Source organism: Paenibacillus donghaensis, from assembly GCF_002192415.1.
GTDB lineage: Bacteria > Bacillota > Bacilli > Paenibacillales > Paenibacillaceae > Paenibacillus_AQ > Paenibacillus_AQ donghaensis.
Genome location: NZ_CP021780.1, coordinates 3,458,942 through 3,473,615, shown reverse-complemented (window position 1 = coordinate 3,473,615; position 14,674 = coordinate 3,458,942). Strand labels below are relative to the sequence as shown.

The following is a 14,674-nucleotide window of genomic DNA, read 5'->3' as shown; positions in this document are numbered from 1 at the left end:
ATGTCAAACACTCAATTAGCGACGATTCACAACAACCTGGAAAGACTGATCGATTCTAAAAGAGACGCTATGCCTTCCAGTTTTAATAAAACCCGGTTCTTGCAAAACTGCATGACCGTGTTGCAAGACACTTATGGAATTGAAAAGGCTGATCCGGTCAGCATTGCACGGACCATGCTGAAAGGTGCATTCCTCGGTTTGGACTTCTTTAATAAAGAATGCTACGCAATCATTTATGGCGGCAAAGTCGAATTCATGACGGACTATAAGGGCGAGGTCAAGCTTGCTAAGAAATACAGCATAAAACGAATTAAAGACATATATGCCAAGGTAGTGCGGGCAGGTGATGAGTTTGAAGAAACCATTGAGGGCGGCAATCAGAGCATCAACTTTAAACCCTTGCCCTTCAACGATGGCGAGGTATTAGGGGCATTTGCCGTAGTGGTGTATGAAGATGGCTCAATGAACTACGACACCATGAGCGTCAAGGAAATCGAGAGTATTAAGGAAAACTTCTCTAAAAAATCTAAAGATACGGGGCAGTTTTCTAAAGCCTGGGTCGTGACAACCAGCGAAATGTACAGGAAAACAGTTTTGCGCCGGCTCTGCAAAAATATTGAACTGGACTTCGACACCATTGAAGCTAAACAAGCTTTCGAAGACGGTGGGGATTTTGAATTCAATAAAGATAAAAAGCCAGCTCAGGAAAGCCCGCTGAATCCTAAATCAACTGTGATCGACGGGGAGTTTACAGCGGTCGGGGAGGGCGCAGCCGATGGAACTGAATAAATCAAATTACTTCAGCCTCGAAGCCAATCGCCACTATATGAGCGTCAGCCAGTTCAAGGGCTTCCTGCCCTCCTACGGGGGGTGTGAGGCTCAGGCCATGGCAAAAATCAGCGGTGAATATGTACAGCCTTCAATCACAGCTTTTATGGAAGGCCACTATGTCCACGCATGGAACGAGGGTACTCTGCCTGAATTCAAGGCAGACAATCCTGAGCTTTACAGCAGCAGGGGGCCAACCTCTGGGCAACTGAAATCCAATTTCCAGCACTGCAACAAAATGATTGAGGTGCTGGAAGGCGATCCGCTGGTCATGAAGGCATTGTCTGGACAGAAGGAAGTCATCATGACGGTGGAAATGTTCGGCATCCCTTGGAAGGTCATGCTGGATAGTTACCAGCCAGAGGCCAAGATATTCGCCGATCTGAAGGCTTTGAAAGAGATGGACGGCAAGTTTTGGAACCGCGAGGCTCAGGCTTACGAGAACTTCCTGGACCACTACGGATACATCATTCAGATGGCGGTGTATGCCGAGGTGGAGCGCCGGGTATCCGGCCGCAAAGAGGAAGACTGGCTGCTGCCCCATATGGTTGTAGTGACCAAGCAGGACCCGCCAGATCATGAAATCATATATTTTGACTTCGATGATATCGCTGCACATTTGCGTATCGTAGGCAATCATATTGAGCGGGTCAAAGCAGTCAAGTCCGGGACGGTGGAGCCAAACCGTTGCGAAAAGTGCGATTACTGCAGGCAGACAAAGAAAATAACCCGGATCAAACATCACAAAGAACTGGCGTTGTACTAATGAGCGCCTTCGGCTTCCACCCCGCGCCGAAGCCAAGCTTCAGCCGTGGGAAAGAGAAGCGCGGCGTTCGAGGAAAATTCAGCAAGGAGACCATCGTTGACATATTCCAGCGGGATGGTTACCGGTGCGTCCACTGCGGGGCTGACAAAGACTTGGAGGAAATCCCACATCATGTAGTGTTCAAGTCACAAGGCGGCCCCGGTACAGTGGATAACGGCGCTACAGTCTGCCGGACCTGTCACAAGTGGGCACACAATTGTGTGGCAGGCCGGATCTGGTTTGAGCAGTTCATCATCCGCCTGTACGGAAAATTAAATGGAGCTGAGCCCCATGGGTGAGACGGCACAAATTGAAATACACCTACGATTGCTGGACTGTCAGGTCTGCGGAAGCGAGATCAACCCAGATCGTGAGGAGTATATTGGCCGCACGCGGGTATGTCCTCGCTGCTATGACGGGCTGACAGAGGGTGTGGATCGGAAGGCGCGGAAACGAAAATACAAGAAATGAGGCGAATAAAATGCCAATCGAAATCAAGGTTTTGAACAGAAGAAGTTCGGGAGAGGCTCCGGCAGGAAATTATAAAGCTCGTTATCTGAATGAAAAAGGATTAGGGATTATGCAGGCTTCTAACCCTTGCCGTAGTGCACAGATCATTGAAGGCGTCCACTCGGGCCAAGTTGTTCCTTATGACAGTTATGTGATTGTGGGGGAGTTGCCCCCGCAGGCAGAAGTGCTGCGGCAGAACACCAAGATTATCGAAGCCCTCGCTGAAGCTGGACGGCAGATAAAAGAGCATGCCCGCAAGATTGGGGGTCTGCAAGAAGAAAATGAAAAACTGCGGAACCCCGAATATGCTGTCGACTATGCACCGCTGATCAACGCTTACAAGGGACGCATATGGCAACTGGAGACAGAGATTAAATCTGAGCGCACTGGCAAAAAAGTCGAATTGCCGAGGGAAGTGGCGAGTGCACTCGAATGGTTGAAGGGAGCTGGTTATTCTCCAGCGGGAATATTTGTTCATCAACAAAGGCCAGAAGAGGCTGAGGATTGCCACGAGGAACTTCGCGTCATTAAGAAATACGTTGATTGGGTAGTCAAAGACAGAAGCCATGCTGACACCTTGCTCCTTTCTCTGATCAACGGATACACCGTAACCCCTGAGCCAGAAAAGGATGCTTCATCAGAACTTCGGTCTGAGATAACAGGAATTATTAAGAAGTGGATGGGCACATCTCCTCCATCAGATGGTAAAAGTGATTCCGAGCGTTTGACCGATCAGATTTTTGAACACTTCCAGCAGCACGGAGATGACAACCTTCCCTTTTAAAGCAAAGCAGGTGAAGTAATGGCAAAGCCCCAAAAGGAGAACGGGTTTGCGCCTATTGCAAATGAAATTTTAGATGAGATATGTCAGTACACCTTCAATGGCGCGCAACTACGAATTGTACTGAAGATATGGCGTCTCACCTACGGATACAGCCGAAAGGATCATGAATTTTCGATCACCTTTCTGCAACAGACAACGGGCATATCAGGGAGGACGGTCAGAAAAGAGATCGCCCACCTGGTAAAGTCCCGGGTGCTAATTGTTACAAAGCGAGAGACAAAAACTACTGCCCGGCGACTTTCCTTTAATAAAAATTATGACGAATGGACTATAGCGAAAAGCGGTGATCTCATGGAAGAACAAATCGACCTGTTTACTAGTGATGAGGGGAGCGATACTTCCCCTCATGATGATGAAGGGGGAGGGGAGCAACACTTCCCCTCTGAGGGGAGCAATACTTCCCCTCAAACACCATCTAGGAGGGGAGCAATACTTCCCCCATATAAAGAAAAAGATCTTTTAAAGAAAATCTTTAAAGAAAACATAGCGTTGTTTGATAAATTCTATGAAATCTACCCTAGAAGAATAGCGACAGTGAAGGCAAAGACATCATGGGAAAAGTTGTGTAAGGAGAAGGGGTTCGACCCCGCTTTAGTCATCAAGAATACAGAGAACTTCGCTGAGACCTGCAAGCTGCTAAAGACGGATAAAAAGCTTATCCCATACCCAGCCACTTATTTAAACCAAAAACGTTATGTGGACTATGGAGTGGTAGATCCGGAAGGCATGCTGCAGGTTGCCGTTCCAGAATCCAAGAAAACAGGCAGCGTGTTGGACCGTGCATTACAGAGGGAGGTGGAGGGCATTGGATCGAGTCGGCGTGACGTTACTCCTCAAGTACCTGTCGGCAGCTTACCGGAGCTTCAGGATTGATGAGGACGAGGTGGAGGGCGTTATAAGGGTTTGGGCTGATATCCTTCAGGACATTCCAACAGAGACGGCCATGGCAGCCACAAGGAGGCTCTGCCGGACGAAGACAGACTTTGCTCCTTCACCCGGCGAAATTTACCAAGCTTGTACAGATAGCGGTACTGAGTTGACCGTCTACCAAATCCAGAAGCAAGAGCAGCAGGCGAGAGTGCTGGAGCTTCAGGAGTACCACGAGACGGAGGAAGTCGGACCTGCACCGGACTTCGTACAGAAAAGAATTGACGCCATTTTCAGATCGAAGGTGAAGCCGGATGAATCTTGATGCTGAACGGGCGGTGCTCGGCTCCCTACTTAAAGATCACTCTTTAATAGATGATTGTTTTCTCGCTCCCGTTGATTTCACTGAGGAGGAAGAAAACAACCGGCTGCTGTTTAAGGTCCTGCAATTCGCCAAGGAGCACTCAGACGGTGCCCCGAACCCATTTGACCCTGTAGTGCTTGCATCCAGATGGGGAGGCAGACTGCAGCAGATCGGCGGGCTAAATAGGCTTATGACGCTGCGGGATGCCGTACCGAGCACAGATAGCTTCAACTTCTACCAGCGGGCGGTGCGCACGGAGCGCGTGCAACAGGAACTAGCGGAGTTAGGGGTGCAGATCGCCAAGGTGGGCGGCGGTGATCTGGGCGAGTTAAAGGCCAAGATGGAGCAGTTAGAGGAACTACAACAGGGAGACGGTAATAGTGGCCCTGTCCACATGGCTACGCTACTGGAAGGGCATGAGAAGGTTATTGCCAAGCGAGCCAACAGCGGGGGGATCACCGGGGCTAAGGCGGCAAGCGAAGAGTTCACCAAATTGAGTAAAGGGCATCAAATTGGTGATTTGGAGATACTGGCAGGCCGCCCTTCAATGGGCAAAACACTTTACATGGTAAACGACGTGAAAGCCGTAACAGAATCCGGATGGGGAGATGCTGTCTTTTCGTTGGAAATGAACGGGCTGGAGATTGTAGAACAACTGGCATCGTGTATTGGCGGGATTAAGAAAGACCGTATTGCTTCGGGGCAAATGTCCGATAACGATTGGCTCCGGTATGGCGATTCCTTGGAGATTATTGCAGGGAGGCACTTATATATCGACGATCTACCAGGGGCGACTGTGGAGTATATCCGTCGTCAGGTGAAGTTACTGAAAAAGAAAAATCCCGGCTTACGTTGGGTGATCCATATCGATTTCTTGCAGTTTATCCAAACGGAAAAGAATTTCGACAGCACAAAAGAACGAATTGGGTACATCACGAAGTACCTGAAGCGTATGGGTAGGGAGTTGCAGGTCTGTGTGGTTTGCCTGTCGGCGGTAGGGCGTAACTGTGAGCAACGGCCTGATAAACGCCCGCTGATGTCGGACCTGCGGGACTCCGGAGATATTGAGTCTGACGCGGATATCGTGACTTTTATCTACCGTGACGATTACTACTACCCAGAAAGCCCTAAAAAAGGATTCGCAGAGATCATTGTCGCCAAAGGCCGGAAGATTGGAACAGGTACATTTGATATGGCTTTCCTGCCGGGGATCAGTCGGTTCACAAATCTAACAGATGATGATAAATATAAACTCGCTGAGAAGGTGAAGGAACATGAGCAGCAAAAAACGCATCGAAGATGAAGCAGGCTATCAGACTGCACTCGATTATTTGACTGAACATGGTCCTATCCTGGATGATCCGCTGCCAGATCCGAAGCACGACATTGAGAAAATTAAGAGAATATACGCTGTGACAGAGCAGCGCATCCATGAGTACAAGCGTGGGCAGATGGTGTTGAGTGATCCGGGACGCCGCAAAACATACGAAGCCGCAGGCGTTGAGGTTCAGGAATTTAAAAAGTCCTGAAGAGTGAAAGGAGGTTTCCTAGACGTGGAAATGCTCGAATACAAAACCGAATCAGAATTAAAAGCAATTGTAAATGATTGCGAGTTGGATTTTGATATACGAATCAACGCCGAAAAAGAAATTCTCCGGTGGACGATGTACCGCACGTCGCCCCAAGAAAGCAGCATTACTCCTCGGGACGAGTGGAAAAGGGAGATTAAGCGGAGAGCCAAGCAAACGGGGCTGTACATTGCTTGCGAGGAACTTAACTTCTTCTGGTCCAAAGGAGAGTTGGATTATTTCGAATTTCTTTGGAAACAAGGGGTCAGTATTGGAGAGATCGCCAAAGACCTTGAACGGAATTATGCAGAAGTTGCGCTACTGGTGATTGATAGGGGCGTGGTGCTGCAATGAGATTCGTAGGTATCGACCCCGCCACAACAACCGGCTTTGTCGCACTGGACGAAGAAGGGAATGTCCTTGTTGAGATCGCAGTGACTGGCGAAGGTAAGGCTCCGAAAGGTGGGATCACCACCGGAAAGCTGGTGTCCCTGGAAAACAAGTTTTATACCCTTCTGAAGCCAGAAGACAAAATAGCGATAGAGCAGCCGGCATATGGAACTCAGACAGCTGTAACTGCGGGGATGATTCACGGTGGACTCAGAACCATGATTTATCGCAAAGGGTTGCTTGAATATATTGACGTGAACCCAGCACGGACAAAAAAATATGTCGCTGTAGAAAGCTGGACAGGTCAAAAGGGGAGCATGCGGAGGCTGGATTCCGAGGAACAAAAAGAGGCTGTTAAGGCAGCTGCCCTAGAGCATTTCGGATATACCCATCCGGTCCATGACGTGATCGACGCTTATATCATCGCTCGGATATCGCTGGCCGTGTACAAGGTCCGTAATGGTGGCAGTTTGGAATTATACACATCTTATCAACAGGAAGTCATACGAGACATTATCAGTCCACCCCCTAAAGTAAAGAAGCCTAGGAAGAAGAACGACAAATCAAAAACTAAAACGAACAAACGCCCAGGGAAGCCTGCGGCGGCGGGCAGTCACACCCATTCGACAGAACAATCGTTCTTATTTTGAGGAGGAACAGACATGAAAGTGCAAATTGAAGGCAATTTTTATATCGAATCGGATGATCGGGAATTCACCCTGAAAGAGTACACAGGCAAGATCAGCAAACCTGCAGAGGGCAAAACGGAAGGTGTTCCGTTGTTCAAAACTCACGGTTACTTCTCAGATGTTCAGGGGGCTGCGCATAAATTTTTGAAGCTGAAGATCGGTTCCAGCGAAGCTAAAAACCTGTTGCAGTTGATTGCGGATGTTGAATCTATCAGGGAAATGATCAGAAAGCAGATTGATTTTTAATGATCAAGATATGCAGGTACTGCGGCGGGAAGGTCATTTGCATCAGCACGAAAGCATTTTATGGCCGGGATTACGGCGCGCATGTTTATAAATGCACCGGCTGTGATGCGTATGTCGGTACTCACAAGGGCACTAAAAACCCGCTTGGCACCCTGGCTAACAAGGAGCTGCGCGAGCTGCGCAAGAAGGCGCATGAGGTGTTTGACCCCTGCTGGAAGGATAAGCACATGCAGCGCAAGAGCGCGTATCGGCGGCTGAAAGAGTTTATGGGCACTGCGCGGGAAGACACTCATATTGCGATGTTTGACGAGGACCAGTGTCGCAGGGTGATCGCTGGATTCAAGAGGTTTGTCTTAACAGGGGAAGGTGGAAGCACATGAGAGAGATCATAGTCGATAACTTCGCCGGGGGCGGTGGGGCCAGCACCGGTATAGAGTTGGCAACCGGCCGCAGCGTGGATGTAGCCATTAACCACGATCCGGCAGCTATTGCCATGCACCGCGCCAATCACCCGGAGACGGACCACCACTGCGAGAGCGTATGGGACGTTGACCCACGGGAGATAACAGCGGGGCGTCCGGTGGGACTGGTCTGGCTCAGCCCGGACTGCAAGCATTTTTCCAAGGCCAAGGGTGGCAAGCCCGTTGAAAAGGGCATACGCGGGCTTGCCTGGGTCGCAGTCCGTTGGGCGGCAACGGTCCGGCCTCGCGTAATCATGCTTGAAAACGTGGAGGAGTTTAAGACCTGGGGGCCAATCATTCCAATGCGTGACCGTGCAACTGGACGGCTGCTGAAGAAGATTCCTGCAAAAGTAGAAGGGGAAGACGAACAGGTAGGACCGGCAGCAGTTGGCGAGATTGTCCCAATGGATCGGCGGATATACATGCCTGACCCGAAGCGAAAAGGGCACACGTTCAATCATTTCGTGGAATCCCTGCGCGGTCATGGGTATGAGGTCGAATGGCGGGAGCTGCGGGCCTGTGACTACGGAGCCCCTACGATCCGCAAACGGCTGTTTCTGGTGGCGCGTTGTGATGGTCGTCCGATAGTTTGGCCTGAACCGACACACGGCGCACCGGACAGCCCGGAAGTGCTGGCGAGCAAGCGTAAGCCATGGCGTACGGCAGCGGAGATTATTGACTGGTCCATTCCGTGCCTGAGCATCTTCGAGCGAAAGAAGGCACTTGCCGAGAACACAGAGCGCCGGATTGCCCGTGGCTTACAGAAGTTCATCCTTAATAACCCGGCTCCCTTTATTGCTCCATACGTGATCAAGGTCAATCATCACGGCGAACAGTTCCGGGGTCAGGCGATTGACGAGCCATTGCAGACTGTGACAGCAAAAAACGGCTGGGGAGTGGTTACCCCGTACATCGCCCGTATCGGACAGACTGGCTTTGGCGGTGACCGGCTGCAGTATGAGTTGGTAGATCCACTGACCACCATCACAACCAAAGCAGAGCATTGTCTGGTCAGCCCTACGCTGATTGAGATTGGGTACGGAGAGGGGCCGGGACAAAGCCCGCGTGCTCCCGGACTACAAAAGCCTCTGGGTACCGTAGTCTCTGGTGGACGCAAGCATGCACTGGTTGCGGCATTCCTCGCTAAGCACTACGGCGGCGGATACACAGGCAGCGGCAATGACCTCAATGATCCGCTATCCACTGTGACCACGGTTGATCATAACGCAGTGGTGACGGCGCACATCGCCCGACATTTTGGGGAGTCGGTCGGCAGCTCCATGGATGATCCAGTCGGCACGGTAACCGCCGGGGGTGGCGGGCATAGCGCACTGGTCACCTCTCATCTGGTTAAGCTGCGGGGAACCTGCAAGGACGGTCAGCCCGTCACAGAGCCGATGCCGACGATTACTGCCGGCGGGCTGCATGTCGGAGAGGTCAGAGCGTTCCTGCTCAAATACTACGGCAACGCCGATAACGGCCAGACGCTTGAAGGACCGCTGCACACCGTTACCACCAAGGACCGGTTCGGGCTGGTCACGGCGGAGGGCGTTGACTACCAAATAGTCGATATCGGTATGAGGATGCTGGAGCCTCATGAGTTGTTCGCGGCGCAGGGTTTTCCGAGCAACTACATCATTGATGTGGATGCGGACGGCCAGAAGTATTCCAAGAGTGCTCAGGTTGCCCGCTGCGGCAACGCCGTACCGCCACCGTTCGCGGCTGCTCTGGTCCGGTCCAACCTGCCGGAAATGTGCGTGGGCTCCGGCCGGGCGCTGTCACTGGAGAGATACAAGCCTGCTGCTGGGCAGATGGAATTTAGTCTTTAATTAACCTATCGAATTTAAAATAAATTCTATTAACCAAGTAACTAATTCTTCAATGGATGTATCGGTAATTTTCCTCAATAAGAAATGTAAAGCCTTCATTAACTTAGGGTGTTCATTGTTCCAATCTCTCACTTTTAAAACAGACCAACTAAAAATCATTTTTACTTTTTTCATTATTCAATCACTCCTAATATTCTCTTTCACAATAGAAAGTCAATTAGGCGAGATTAATTTCCAATCTTGGCAGACATTCAAAATACTCACATCCAAATCGAATGCCCCTTCACTGTCAATAGTGATTGCGAGAAGGGGAATTGGGAAAGGGGAAACCCATTGATCCTACAAGGAGACAACATGCAGATCATGCCGACACTGGACGCCGAGAGCTCCCACACTTGCGTTACCAGTCCTCCTTACTGGGGGTTGAGAGATTACGGCATTCCGCCGACAGCCTGGCCGGAAGTCACTTATACGCCGATGCCCGGTCTACCGCCGGTGACTGTGCCAGCATGGACCGGATGTCTAGGGTTGGAGCCAACACCTGAAATGTTTGTTGCTCATAGTGTAGTGGTGTTTCGGGAAGTTTGGCGGTTACTCCGGAAGGATGGAACGCTCTGGTTGAATTACGGGGATAGTTACGCAACTGGAACAAAAGCGGATAGGAAACAATCATCTAACCCGGGAGTAGGAGCGAATCGTCCAGAAGCACAAAATAGCGTTCCTAGAATAGGTACACCGAAGGGTTTGAAAACCAAAGACCTCATCGGCATTCCATGGCGTGTAGCCTTTGCGCTGCAAGCAGATGGCTGGTATCTCCGGATGGACAATATTTGGAGTAAGTCCAATCCCATGCCTGAGAGCGTGACGGATAGACCAACAAAGGCCCATGAATACTTCTTCCTGCTCGCCAAATCAGAACGATACTATTTTGATCACGAAGCGATCAAGGAGAAACAGACTGAAACGAGCGTTACAAGATTATCGCAAAATATTGAGGTTCAAAGCGGGAGCAAACGCGCGAACGGCGGCACCAGAACAGAGAGACCAATGAAAGCTTTGGGCGGGGCGTACAGTTTCAAGCGAAAGGTGAACGAAGGAGATGTTCCAGGTCAGCCAAAGCAGCACCGCGAGGATCGAGAGGACATTGAGTATTCCGGATCCCGTAATAAGCGTTCGGTATGGACAATGGCCACGGCGCAATTCAAAGAGGCCCACTTTGCCACATTCCCAGAAAAGCTGATCGAACCTTGTATCCTGGCAGGAGCACCGCCGGGCGGACATGTGCTTGATCCCTTCGGAGGATCGGGAACTACACGCAAGGTAGCCCTGGAGAACAACCGGGAATGCACCATTATAGAAATAGGTCCGCAGTATGTAGAGATAGCGCAGCGGCGGACAGCCATCATACAGCAGCAGTTATTTTAAGGGGCTGTAATAGCCCCAGGGAGGAGAGCGAAGATGAACGTTAAGACGGTCACTATATTGCTAATCGCATTCACTGGGACGAATATTTATCTTCTTGTATTGGCTATTCTGACAGGCGACTTAAGGCGGACGTTATTTTGCGGTTTAATGTTGATAATATTTTTCTTCGAGTTTAAATATTTGCGGCCTATAAACGAAGAGTTGAAATCGATATACACCGAGTTGAAGGATAAGTACAAAAAATAGGCCCATAAGGAGAGATAAACGATGCGGAAGATAATCACGCTTTGCGGCTCCACTAAATTTAAGAAGGAATTCGAGGAAGTAAACGCCCGGCTTACGCTGGAAGGGAATATCGTTATCAGTGTCGGGGTGTTCGGGCATGCAGATGGCGTACCTTTGACGGAACAGCAGAAGATTCGATTAGACAATATTCATCTTCAAAAAATTGATATGGCGGACGAAATCTTTGTCATAAACGTGGGCGGTTATATCGGGGAAAGCACCAGTTATGAAATGCGTTACGCCTCGAAGAAGCGCAAGCCGATCAACTTTTATGACCTTGCAGCTGAGAAAGAATCCTTCCGTAAACAGGCTGTGGAATGGAACAACGAAAATTCGACCTGGGAGCAATGCGATAGAACTTGGGATTCAGAGGGTTAACCACCCTCTCCCCTATAAAGGAGCTGATAAGCATGGATGAGTCCACAAAACGAATGGTTGAGAAAATGAAGCAGGGTATGGTGCCGATTGATGCAAAGGACATTAACGGGCGCCCCTTACATCTTAACGAAGCCCTTTACTGCGAAGGATACTGCAGCTTAATCATATGGAGCATGTTTAACGAGGATTATGTTGCTATGAACGAAGAAGGCGGCTGGTTGAACCGTGAGGATATGCCAAACGGGGAGTACGTTATTTTCAACGGCGAGGACGATTGGAACGATGTCCAGACCACAATCAGCAAATTGGATGAAAAGGCTGCGGAATCAGTAACCCGTATGATGGTTTCGCATTACAACATGGATGCATTGTTAAACGAGGCCGTGAGGGCGCTCAGGGACATCGCTGAATTTACAGAGGATCAGAAGACCTCTAAAATGGCACATCAGCATATTGAAAAGATCCGCGGTCTTATCAAAGGGGAGGCATAACCAGTATGGGCAGGCAACCAAAATACCGCGCTTGGTATAAGCCGCTGGGCGTGATGATCGAGCCGGAGAATCTGGTAATGATCAATTTTGACACCAAGGTACTGGGCGTTTACATGGAGATGGATGGCAAAGGTTACCATGTGCTGCGTATGTCTGATTTTGAGTTGATTCTGTATACCGGCGTCTATGATGAACCGTTCAACGAAGACGAGGTTGAAATTTCTGACGGGGATATTATTCGCTTTGAATGTGAAGATATTGGACCTGTTACATGCGAAGTCAAATTTCAAATATGTGAGTTTCTCTTAATTTCAAATAGCTTCCCAGATGGATTTATGAGATTGGGCGAGGTTGCGGAATTTGATCGTGAGCATTCTTGGATTCCATTTTCACAGAGACTCGGCAACATCTATGACAACCCGGAACTGCTCGGGGGAGAGGCGGAGAAGGTATGAAACAACACATTATAAAATGTTGGCCGGAGCATTTCGCAGCGTTGACTCACCCTGACCCCAATCATCGCAAGATGGCTGAACTGAGGCTGAACGATCGTGATTATCAAGTTGGAGACTGGCTGGTAATCACGGAATATGACCCTGAAAAAAACAGGGAACAGGAAATATAGATATCCGATTGATCACCCATGTGTTGAGTGGTGGTCCGTGGCTTGCTGAGGGATATGCAATGTTGTCGCTACTCCCGGGAGAGGAGACGAATAATTTATGAGCATGACACCAGAACAGATAGAAGAGATAGGCATGACGATGGCGCTGCTGGAGGCTGACTTGCTCCACACCAAAAAGGCGTTAGAAGAGGCACAACAACAACTTACCGGAAAAACCGAAGAGTTGGCAGAGGAACAACAACAACTTAAGGAAATGACGATTAACGCAAGCGGATGGAAAGAGCAATATATCGCAGAGTGGGCAAAAAGATCAAAGATTGAACGGGATCTCGCAGAGGCACAACAGACCATAGCCCGGCAACGGGAGGCAATGGGGAGAGCTCTAACCAACCTTGCTGATGCCCTGAACTTCCCGTTTTCTGAATCTAACGAGGATACCCGGTGTGTTAAACGCATGATCGACACTTCAATTACCCAAATCAGTTCGGCCCTGGCAAATAAGGACATCGAAGAAAAGAAGTCTCCTTATCCCACCTTACTGGATACCACGGCTGTATTAAATGCACTGCTTGCTCGGCAGGCAGAGGAAGGGAGCGACAAGGCATGAAATTGACTGCAGAACAACAAGAATCATTCTACCGGAAGAGACAGATAGAACGGCTGAACTTTGTAGAATTGGCAGCCAAACTGAACTGTACTCGGGTGCAGATGGTCAGTGCTCAAATGGGAAATAACTTGCCTGACGAAGTGTATGAGGCTGTCACGGACTGGATTGGTGAGGGTAAGTCATGACACAGGTACAGACAATGACCAACCCGGAGCTGAACCGGGCGCTGGCGGTATTGATGGGCTGGAAGGCTGGGGGAGATCCAAACAAGAAACGTGACTTTGTTTGGTGGATTGATGAAAATCGCTTCCGTATGCCGGAGAAATGGGACCCCTGTACCGACCCTGCTGCCTCTCTGGAGGTAGAAAAGGCAGCGATAGCCAAAGACAAAACTGCTTATATAAAGAACCTAATGTACGTGTGCTGGAGAGGCGACTACTTAGACTATTACAACCTGAATGATGATGAATGGGTTCTGCTATCTGCAATTAGCGATTTACTCACCGCCAGCCCCAGAGAGAGGGCAGAGGCGGCATATATCACGCTACTGGGGGCAAGAGCCCATGTGGATTAAGATCATCCTCGCAGTTGTCATCATCATTTCGTTTATTGGATCTGTCGCTGAAATGGACAGGGACAAGGAAGGCAGCATGCACATGGCCGGCATCTGCATCGCAGGGATTCTCGCGCTGGCTGCAATCGTCATTTTCTCATAAAACCCAAATTCGAGAGGAGCAATTATAAATGGCTAAAGCAGAAAAGTTTCACAGAGAAGGTACCAAGGAGACCTATGACCTGCTGGAGGACATGATCCAAAAGCATCACCATTATTTTGAGGACACCAATTTTCTGATTCTGATGAAGCACGGCGGCTGGAAGTCCAAGGGCAAGGTGCTGTTCGGCAAAATTAAGGTGCTGGGCGATGATCTCCGAAGCACATGGGACAAGGACGCTATCCTATACCTCAACGCCGAAATGTGGGGCAAGATGAGCGAGCCGCAGCAGCGCTACGTGCTGGATCACGCGCTCTTTGCTCTCGATACCAAGGCAGACAAGGACGGCAACACCCTGGAGGATACTGATGGCCGCCCGCTGCTGAAGACAGTGCCGCCAGACATCGAAGCCTTTGTGGAGGTAATCAAACGGCATGGCACCACCACACAGGACGTCAAGCGCTTGGCTCTCGCAATCAAAGAGGTCAACCCCGATCAAATGACGATTGAGGATGTTGTCGGCGGCAAGCAGCAAGGCGGTGAACAGCCGAAGCCGCCAGGGAACGGCGTGCAGGTCAAGCAGCACCCTGACGGCACAGTAGATGTTGAAGACGAGAACCAGCTCACTATTGAGGAGATTGCAGCAGCAGAGGCCGCAGCTGCCGAGCAGGAGGAAGGCGAGAACGGACCGTCAATGCCTGAAGGTGACGACGATCTGCCGTTTTAAAATGGCTATGCTCCCCGGCTTC

The 14,674-nt window shown here is 49.9% G+C and carries 24 protein-coding genes; 23 read left to right on the top strand and 1 reads right to left on the bottom strand.

What is annotated here, in order from left to right; all coding sequences use genetic code 11:
- From B9T62_RS15275 to B9T62_RS15210, 13 genes are all read left to right on the top strand, one after another.
- On the top strand, window positions 1–789 hold the full coding sequence (locus B9T62_RS15275) for a RecT family recombinase (protein ID WP_087916041.1): 789 nt from the start codon (window positions 1–3) through the stop codon (window positions 787–789).
- Entirely contained in the window at window positions 776–1,594 is an 819-nt protein-coding gene (locus tag B9T62_RS15270) for a PD-(D/E)XK nuclease-like domain-containing protein (RefSeq protein WP_087916040.1), read from the top strand. Before B9T62_RS15275 ends, B9T62_RS15270 begins: the two co-directional genes overlap by 14 nt.
- Window positions 1,594–1,932, top strand: a complete 339-nt coding sequence (locus tag B9T62_RS15265) for an HNH endonuclease (RefSeq protein WP_087916039.1) — start codon at window positions 1,594–1,596, stop codon at window positions 1,930–1,932. Before B9T62_RS15270 ends, B9T62_RS15265 begins: the two co-directional genes overlap by 1 nt.
- A 182-nt stretch (window positions 1,933–2,114) precedes the next feature.
- Entirely contained in the window at window positions 2,115–2,927 is an 813-nt protein-coding gene (locus B9T62_RS15255) for a hypothetical protein (protein ID WP_087916037.1), read from the top strand.
- 18 nt (window positions 2,928–2,945) lie between these two features.
- On the top strand, window positions 2,946–3,860 hold the full coding sequence (locus tag B9T62_RS15250; RefSeq protein WP_087916036.1) for a replication protein: 915 nt from the start codon (window positions 2,946–2,948) through the stop codon (window positions 3,858–3,860).
- Window positions 3,793–4,179, top strand: coding sequence for a replicative helicase loader/inhibitor (locus tag B9T62_RS15245; protein WP_245864466.1), 387 nt, complete (start codon window positions 3,793–3,795; stop codon window positions 4,177–4,179). Before B9T62_RS15250 ends, B9T62_RS15245 begins: the two co-directional genes overlap by 68 nt.
- Window positions 4,169–5,521 (top strand): replicative DNA helicase, encoded by a 1,353-nt coding sequence (locus B9T62_RS15240; protein ID WP_087916034.1) that lies wholly within the window; start codon window positions 4,169–4,171, stop codon window positions 5,519–5,521. The genes B9T62_RS15245 and B9T62_RS15240 overlap by 11 nt, the downstream gene beginning before the upstream one ends.
- Window positions 5,493–5,747 carry a hypothetical protein gene (locus B9T62_RS15235; protein ID WP_087916033.1) on the top strand — a complete coding sequence of 85 codons (255 nt, stop codon included), beginning with the start codon at window positions 5,493–5,495 and terminating at the stop codon, window positions 5,745–5,747. The genes B9T62_RS15240 and B9T62_RS15235 overlap by 29 nt, the downstream gene beginning before the upstream one ends.
- Window positions 5,748–5,771: 24 nt before the next feature.
- Window positions 5,772–6,140 (top strand): hypothetical protein, encoded by a 369-nt coding sequence (locus B9T62_RS40725; protein ID WP_245864465.1) that lies wholly within the window; start codon window positions 5,772–5,774, stop codon window positions 6,138–6,140.
- A complete protein-coding gene (locus B9T62_RS15225; RefSeq protein WP_087916032.1) occupies window positions 6,137–6,826 on the top strand; it encodes a hypothetical protein in 690 nt (229 codons plus the stop codon). Before B9T62_RS40725 ends, B9T62_RS15225 begins: the two co-directional genes overlap by 4 nt.
- Window positions 6,827–6,838: 12 nt before the next feature.
- Complete coding sequence (locus tag B9T62_RS15220; protein WP_087916031.1) at window positions 6,839–7,111, top strand: hypothetical protein; 273 nt, start codon at window positions 6,839–6,841, stop codon at window positions 7,109–7,111.
- Window positions 7,111–7,491, top strand: a complete 381-nt coding sequence (locus tag B9T62_RS15215; RefSeq protein ID WP_087916030.1) for a zinc-finger-containing protein — start codon at window positions 7,111–7,113, stop codon at window positions 7,489–7,491. The genes B9T62_RS15220 and B9T62_RS15215 overlap by 1 nt, the downstream gene beginning before the upstream one ends.
- A complete protein-coding gene (locus B9T62_RS15210; RefSeq protein ID WP_087916029.1) occupies window positions 7,488–9,401 on the top strand; it encodes a DNA cytosine methyltransferase in 1,914 nt (637 codons plus the stop codon). Before B9T62_RS15215 ends, B9T62_RS15210 begins: the two co-directional genes overlap by 4 nt.
- Here the strand turns inward: B9T62_RS15210 and B9T62_RS39120 are convergent, their stop codons facing one another.
- Entirely contained in the window at window positions 9,402–9,575 is a 174-nt protein-coding gene (locus B9T62_RS39120; protein WP_157685628.1) for a hypothetical protein, read from the bottom strand.
- A 159-nt stretch (window positions 9,576–9,734) separates the two neighbouring features.
- On the opposite strand from B9T62_RS39120, the gene B9T62_RS15205 reads away from it, so the two are divergent.
- From B9T62_RS15205 to B9T62_RS15165, 10 genes are all read left to right on the top strand, one after another.
- Window positions 9,735–10,826, top strand: coding sequence for a DNA-methyltransferase (locus B9T62_RS15205; RefSeq protein WP_087916028.1), 1,092 nt, complete (start codon window positions 9,735–9,737; stop codon window positions 10,824–10,826).
- Window positions 10,827–11,093: 267 nt separating this feature from the next.
- A complete protein-coding gene (locus B9T62_RS15195) occupies window positions 11,094–11,489 on the top strand; it encodes a hypothetical protein (RefSeq protein ID WP_245864464.1) in 396 nt (131 codons plus the stop codon).
- Between the two features lie 32 nt (window positions 11,490–11,521).
- Window positions 11,522–11,980, top strand: a complete 459-nt coding sequence (locus tag B9T62_RS15190; protein WP_087916026.1) for a hypothetical protein — start codon at window positions 11,522–11,524, stop codon at window positions 11,978–11,980.
- 5 nt (window positions 11,981–11,985) lie between these two features.
- A complete protein-coding gene (locus B9T62_RS15185) occupies window positions 11,986–12,435 on the top strand; it encodes a YopX family protein (protein ID WP_087916025.1) in 450 nt (149 codons plus the stop codon).
- Entirely contained in the window at window positions 12,432–12,605 is a 174-nt protein-coding gene (locus B9T62_RS39115; protein ID WP_157685627.1) for a DUF3850 domain-containing protein, read from the top strand. The genes B9T62_RS15185 and B9T62_RS39115 overlap by 4 nt, the downstream gene beginning before the upstream one ends.
- Before the next feature lie 97 nt (window positions 12,606–12,702).
- Window positions 12,703–13,212, top strand: a complete 510-nt coding sequence (locus tag B9T62_RS15180; RefSeq protein WP_087916024.1) for a hypothetical protein — start codon at window positions 12,703–12,705, stop codon at window positions 13,210–13,212.
- The gene (locus B9T62_RS15175; protein WP_087916023.1) at window positions 13,209–13,397 is read left to right on the top strand and encodes a hypothetical protein; all 189 of its coding nucleotides are present in this window, start codon (window positions 13,209–13,211) and stop codon (window positions 13,395–13,397) included. The genes B9T62_RS15180 and B9T62_RS15175 overlap by 4 nt, the downstream gene beginning before the upstream one ends.
- A complete protein-coding gene (locus tag B9T62_RS15170; protein ID WP_087916022.1) occupies window positions 13,394–13,786 on the top strand; it encodes a hypothetical protein in 393 nt (130 codons plus the stop codon). The genes B9T62_RS15175 and B9T62_RS15170 overlap by 4 nt, the downstream gene beginning before the upstream one ends.
- Window positions 13,776–13,928 (top strand): hypothetical protein, encoded by a 153-nt coding sequence (locus B9T62_RS39110; RefSeq protein WP_157685626.1) that lies wholly within the window; start codon window positions 13,776–13,778, stop codon window positions 13,926–13,928. Before B9T62_RS15170 ends, B9T62_RS39110 begins: the two co-directional genes overlap by 11 nt.
- Before the next feature lie 28 nt (window positions 13,929–13,956).
- Window positions 13,957–14,652, top strand: coding sequence for a putative metallopeptidase (locus B9T62_RS15165; RefSeq protein WP_087916021.1), 696 nt, complete (start codon window positions 13,957–13,959; stop codon window positions 14,650–14,652).
- The last annotated feature ends 22 nt before the right edge of the window (window positions 14,653–14,674 follow it).

What these genes read in the sequence shown, in the direction of transcription:
- B9T62_RS15275 (WP_087916041.1), top strand. Translation starts at nt 1, where the DNA reads ATGTCAAACACTCAATTAGCGACGATTCACAACAACCTGGAAAGACTG.
- B9T62_RS15270 (WP_087916040.1), top strand. Translation starts at nt 776, where the DNA reads ATGGAACTGAATAAATCAAATTACTTCAGCCTCGAAGCCAATCGCCAC.
- B9T62_RS15265 (WP_087916039.1), top strand. Translation starts at nt 1,594, where the DNA reads ATGAGCGCCTTCGGCTTCCACCCCGCGCCGAAGCCAAGCTTCAGCCGT.
- B9T62_RS15255 (WP_087916037.1), top strand. Translation starts at nt 2,115, where the DNA reads ATGCCAATCGAAATCAAGGTTTTGAACAGAAGAAGTTCGGGAGAGGCT.
- B9T62_RS15250 (WP_087916036.1), top strand. Translation starts at nt 2,946, where the DNA reads ATGGCAAAGCCCCAAAAGGAGAACGGGTTTGCGCCTATTGCAAATGAA.
- B9T62_RS15240 (WP_087916034.1), top strand. Translation starts at nt 4,169, where the DNA reads ATGAATCTTGATGCTGAACGGGCGGTGCTCGGCTCCCTACTTAAAGAT.
- B9T62_RS15235 (WP_087916033.1), top strand. Translation starts at nt 5,493, where the DNA reads ATGAGCAGCAAAAAACGCATCGAAGATGAAGCAGGCTATCAGACTGCA.
- B9T62_RS15225 (WP_087916032.1), top strand. Translation starts at nt 6,137, where the DNA reads ATGAGATTCGTAGGTATCGACCCCGCCACAACAACCGGCTTTGTCGCA.
- B9T62_RS15220 (WP_087916031.1), top strand. Translation starts at nt 6,839, where the DNA reads ATGAAAGTGCAAATTGAAGGCAATTTTTATATCGAATCGGATGATCGG.
- B9T62_RS15215 (WP_087916030.1), top strand. Translation starts at nt 7,111, where the DNA reads ATGATCAAGATATGCAGGTACTGCGGCGGGAAGGTCATTTGCATCAGC.
- B9T62_RS15210 (WP_087916029.1), top strand. Translation starts at nt 7,488, where the DNA reads ATGAGAGAGATCATAGTCGATAACTTCGCCGGGGGCGGTGGGGCCAGC.
- B9T62_RS39120 (WP_157685628.1), bottom strand. Translation starts at nt 9,575, where the DNA reads ATGAAAAAAGTAAAAATGATTTTTAGTTGGTCTGTTTTAAAAGTGAGA.
- B9T62_RS15195 (WP_245864464.1), top strand. Translation starts at nt 11,094, where the DNA reads ATGCGGAAGATAATCACGCTTTGCGGCTCCACTAAATTTAAGAAGGAA.
- B9T62_RS15190 (WP_087916026.1), top strand. Translation starts at nt 11,522, where the DNA reads ATGGATGAGTCCACAAAACGAATGGTTGAGAAAATGAAGCAGGGTATG.
- B9T62_RS15185 (WP_087916025.1), top strand. Translation starts at nt 11,986, where the DNA reads ATGGGCAGGCAACCAAAATACCGCGCTTGGTATAAGCCGCTGGGCGTG.
- B9T62_RS39115 (WP_157685627.1), top strand. Translation starts at nt 12,432, where the DNA reads ATGAAACAACACATTATAAAATGTTGGCCGGAGCATTTCGCAGCGTTG.
- B9T62_RS15180 (WP_087916024.1), top strand. Translation starts at nt 12,703, where the DNA reads ATGAGCATGACACCAGAACAGATAGAAGAGATAGGCATGACGATGGCG.
- B9T62_RS15175 (WP_087916023.1), top strand. Translation starts at nt 13,209, where the DNA reads ATGAAATTGACTGCAGAACAACAAGAATCATTCTACCGGAAGAGACAG.
- B9T62_RS15170 (WP_087916022.1), top strand. Translation starts at nt 13,394, where the DNA reads ATGACACAGGTACAGACAATGACCAACCCGGAGCTGAACCGGGCGCTG.
- B9T62_RS39110 (WP_157685626.1), top strand. Translation starts at nt 13,776, where the DNA reads ATGTGGATTAAGATCATCCTCGCAGTTGTCATCATCATTTCGTTTATT.
- B9T62_RS15165 (WP_087916021.1), top strand. Translation starts at nt 13,957, where the DNA reads ATGGCTAAAGCAGAAAAGTTTCACAGAGAAGGTACCAAGGAGACCTAT.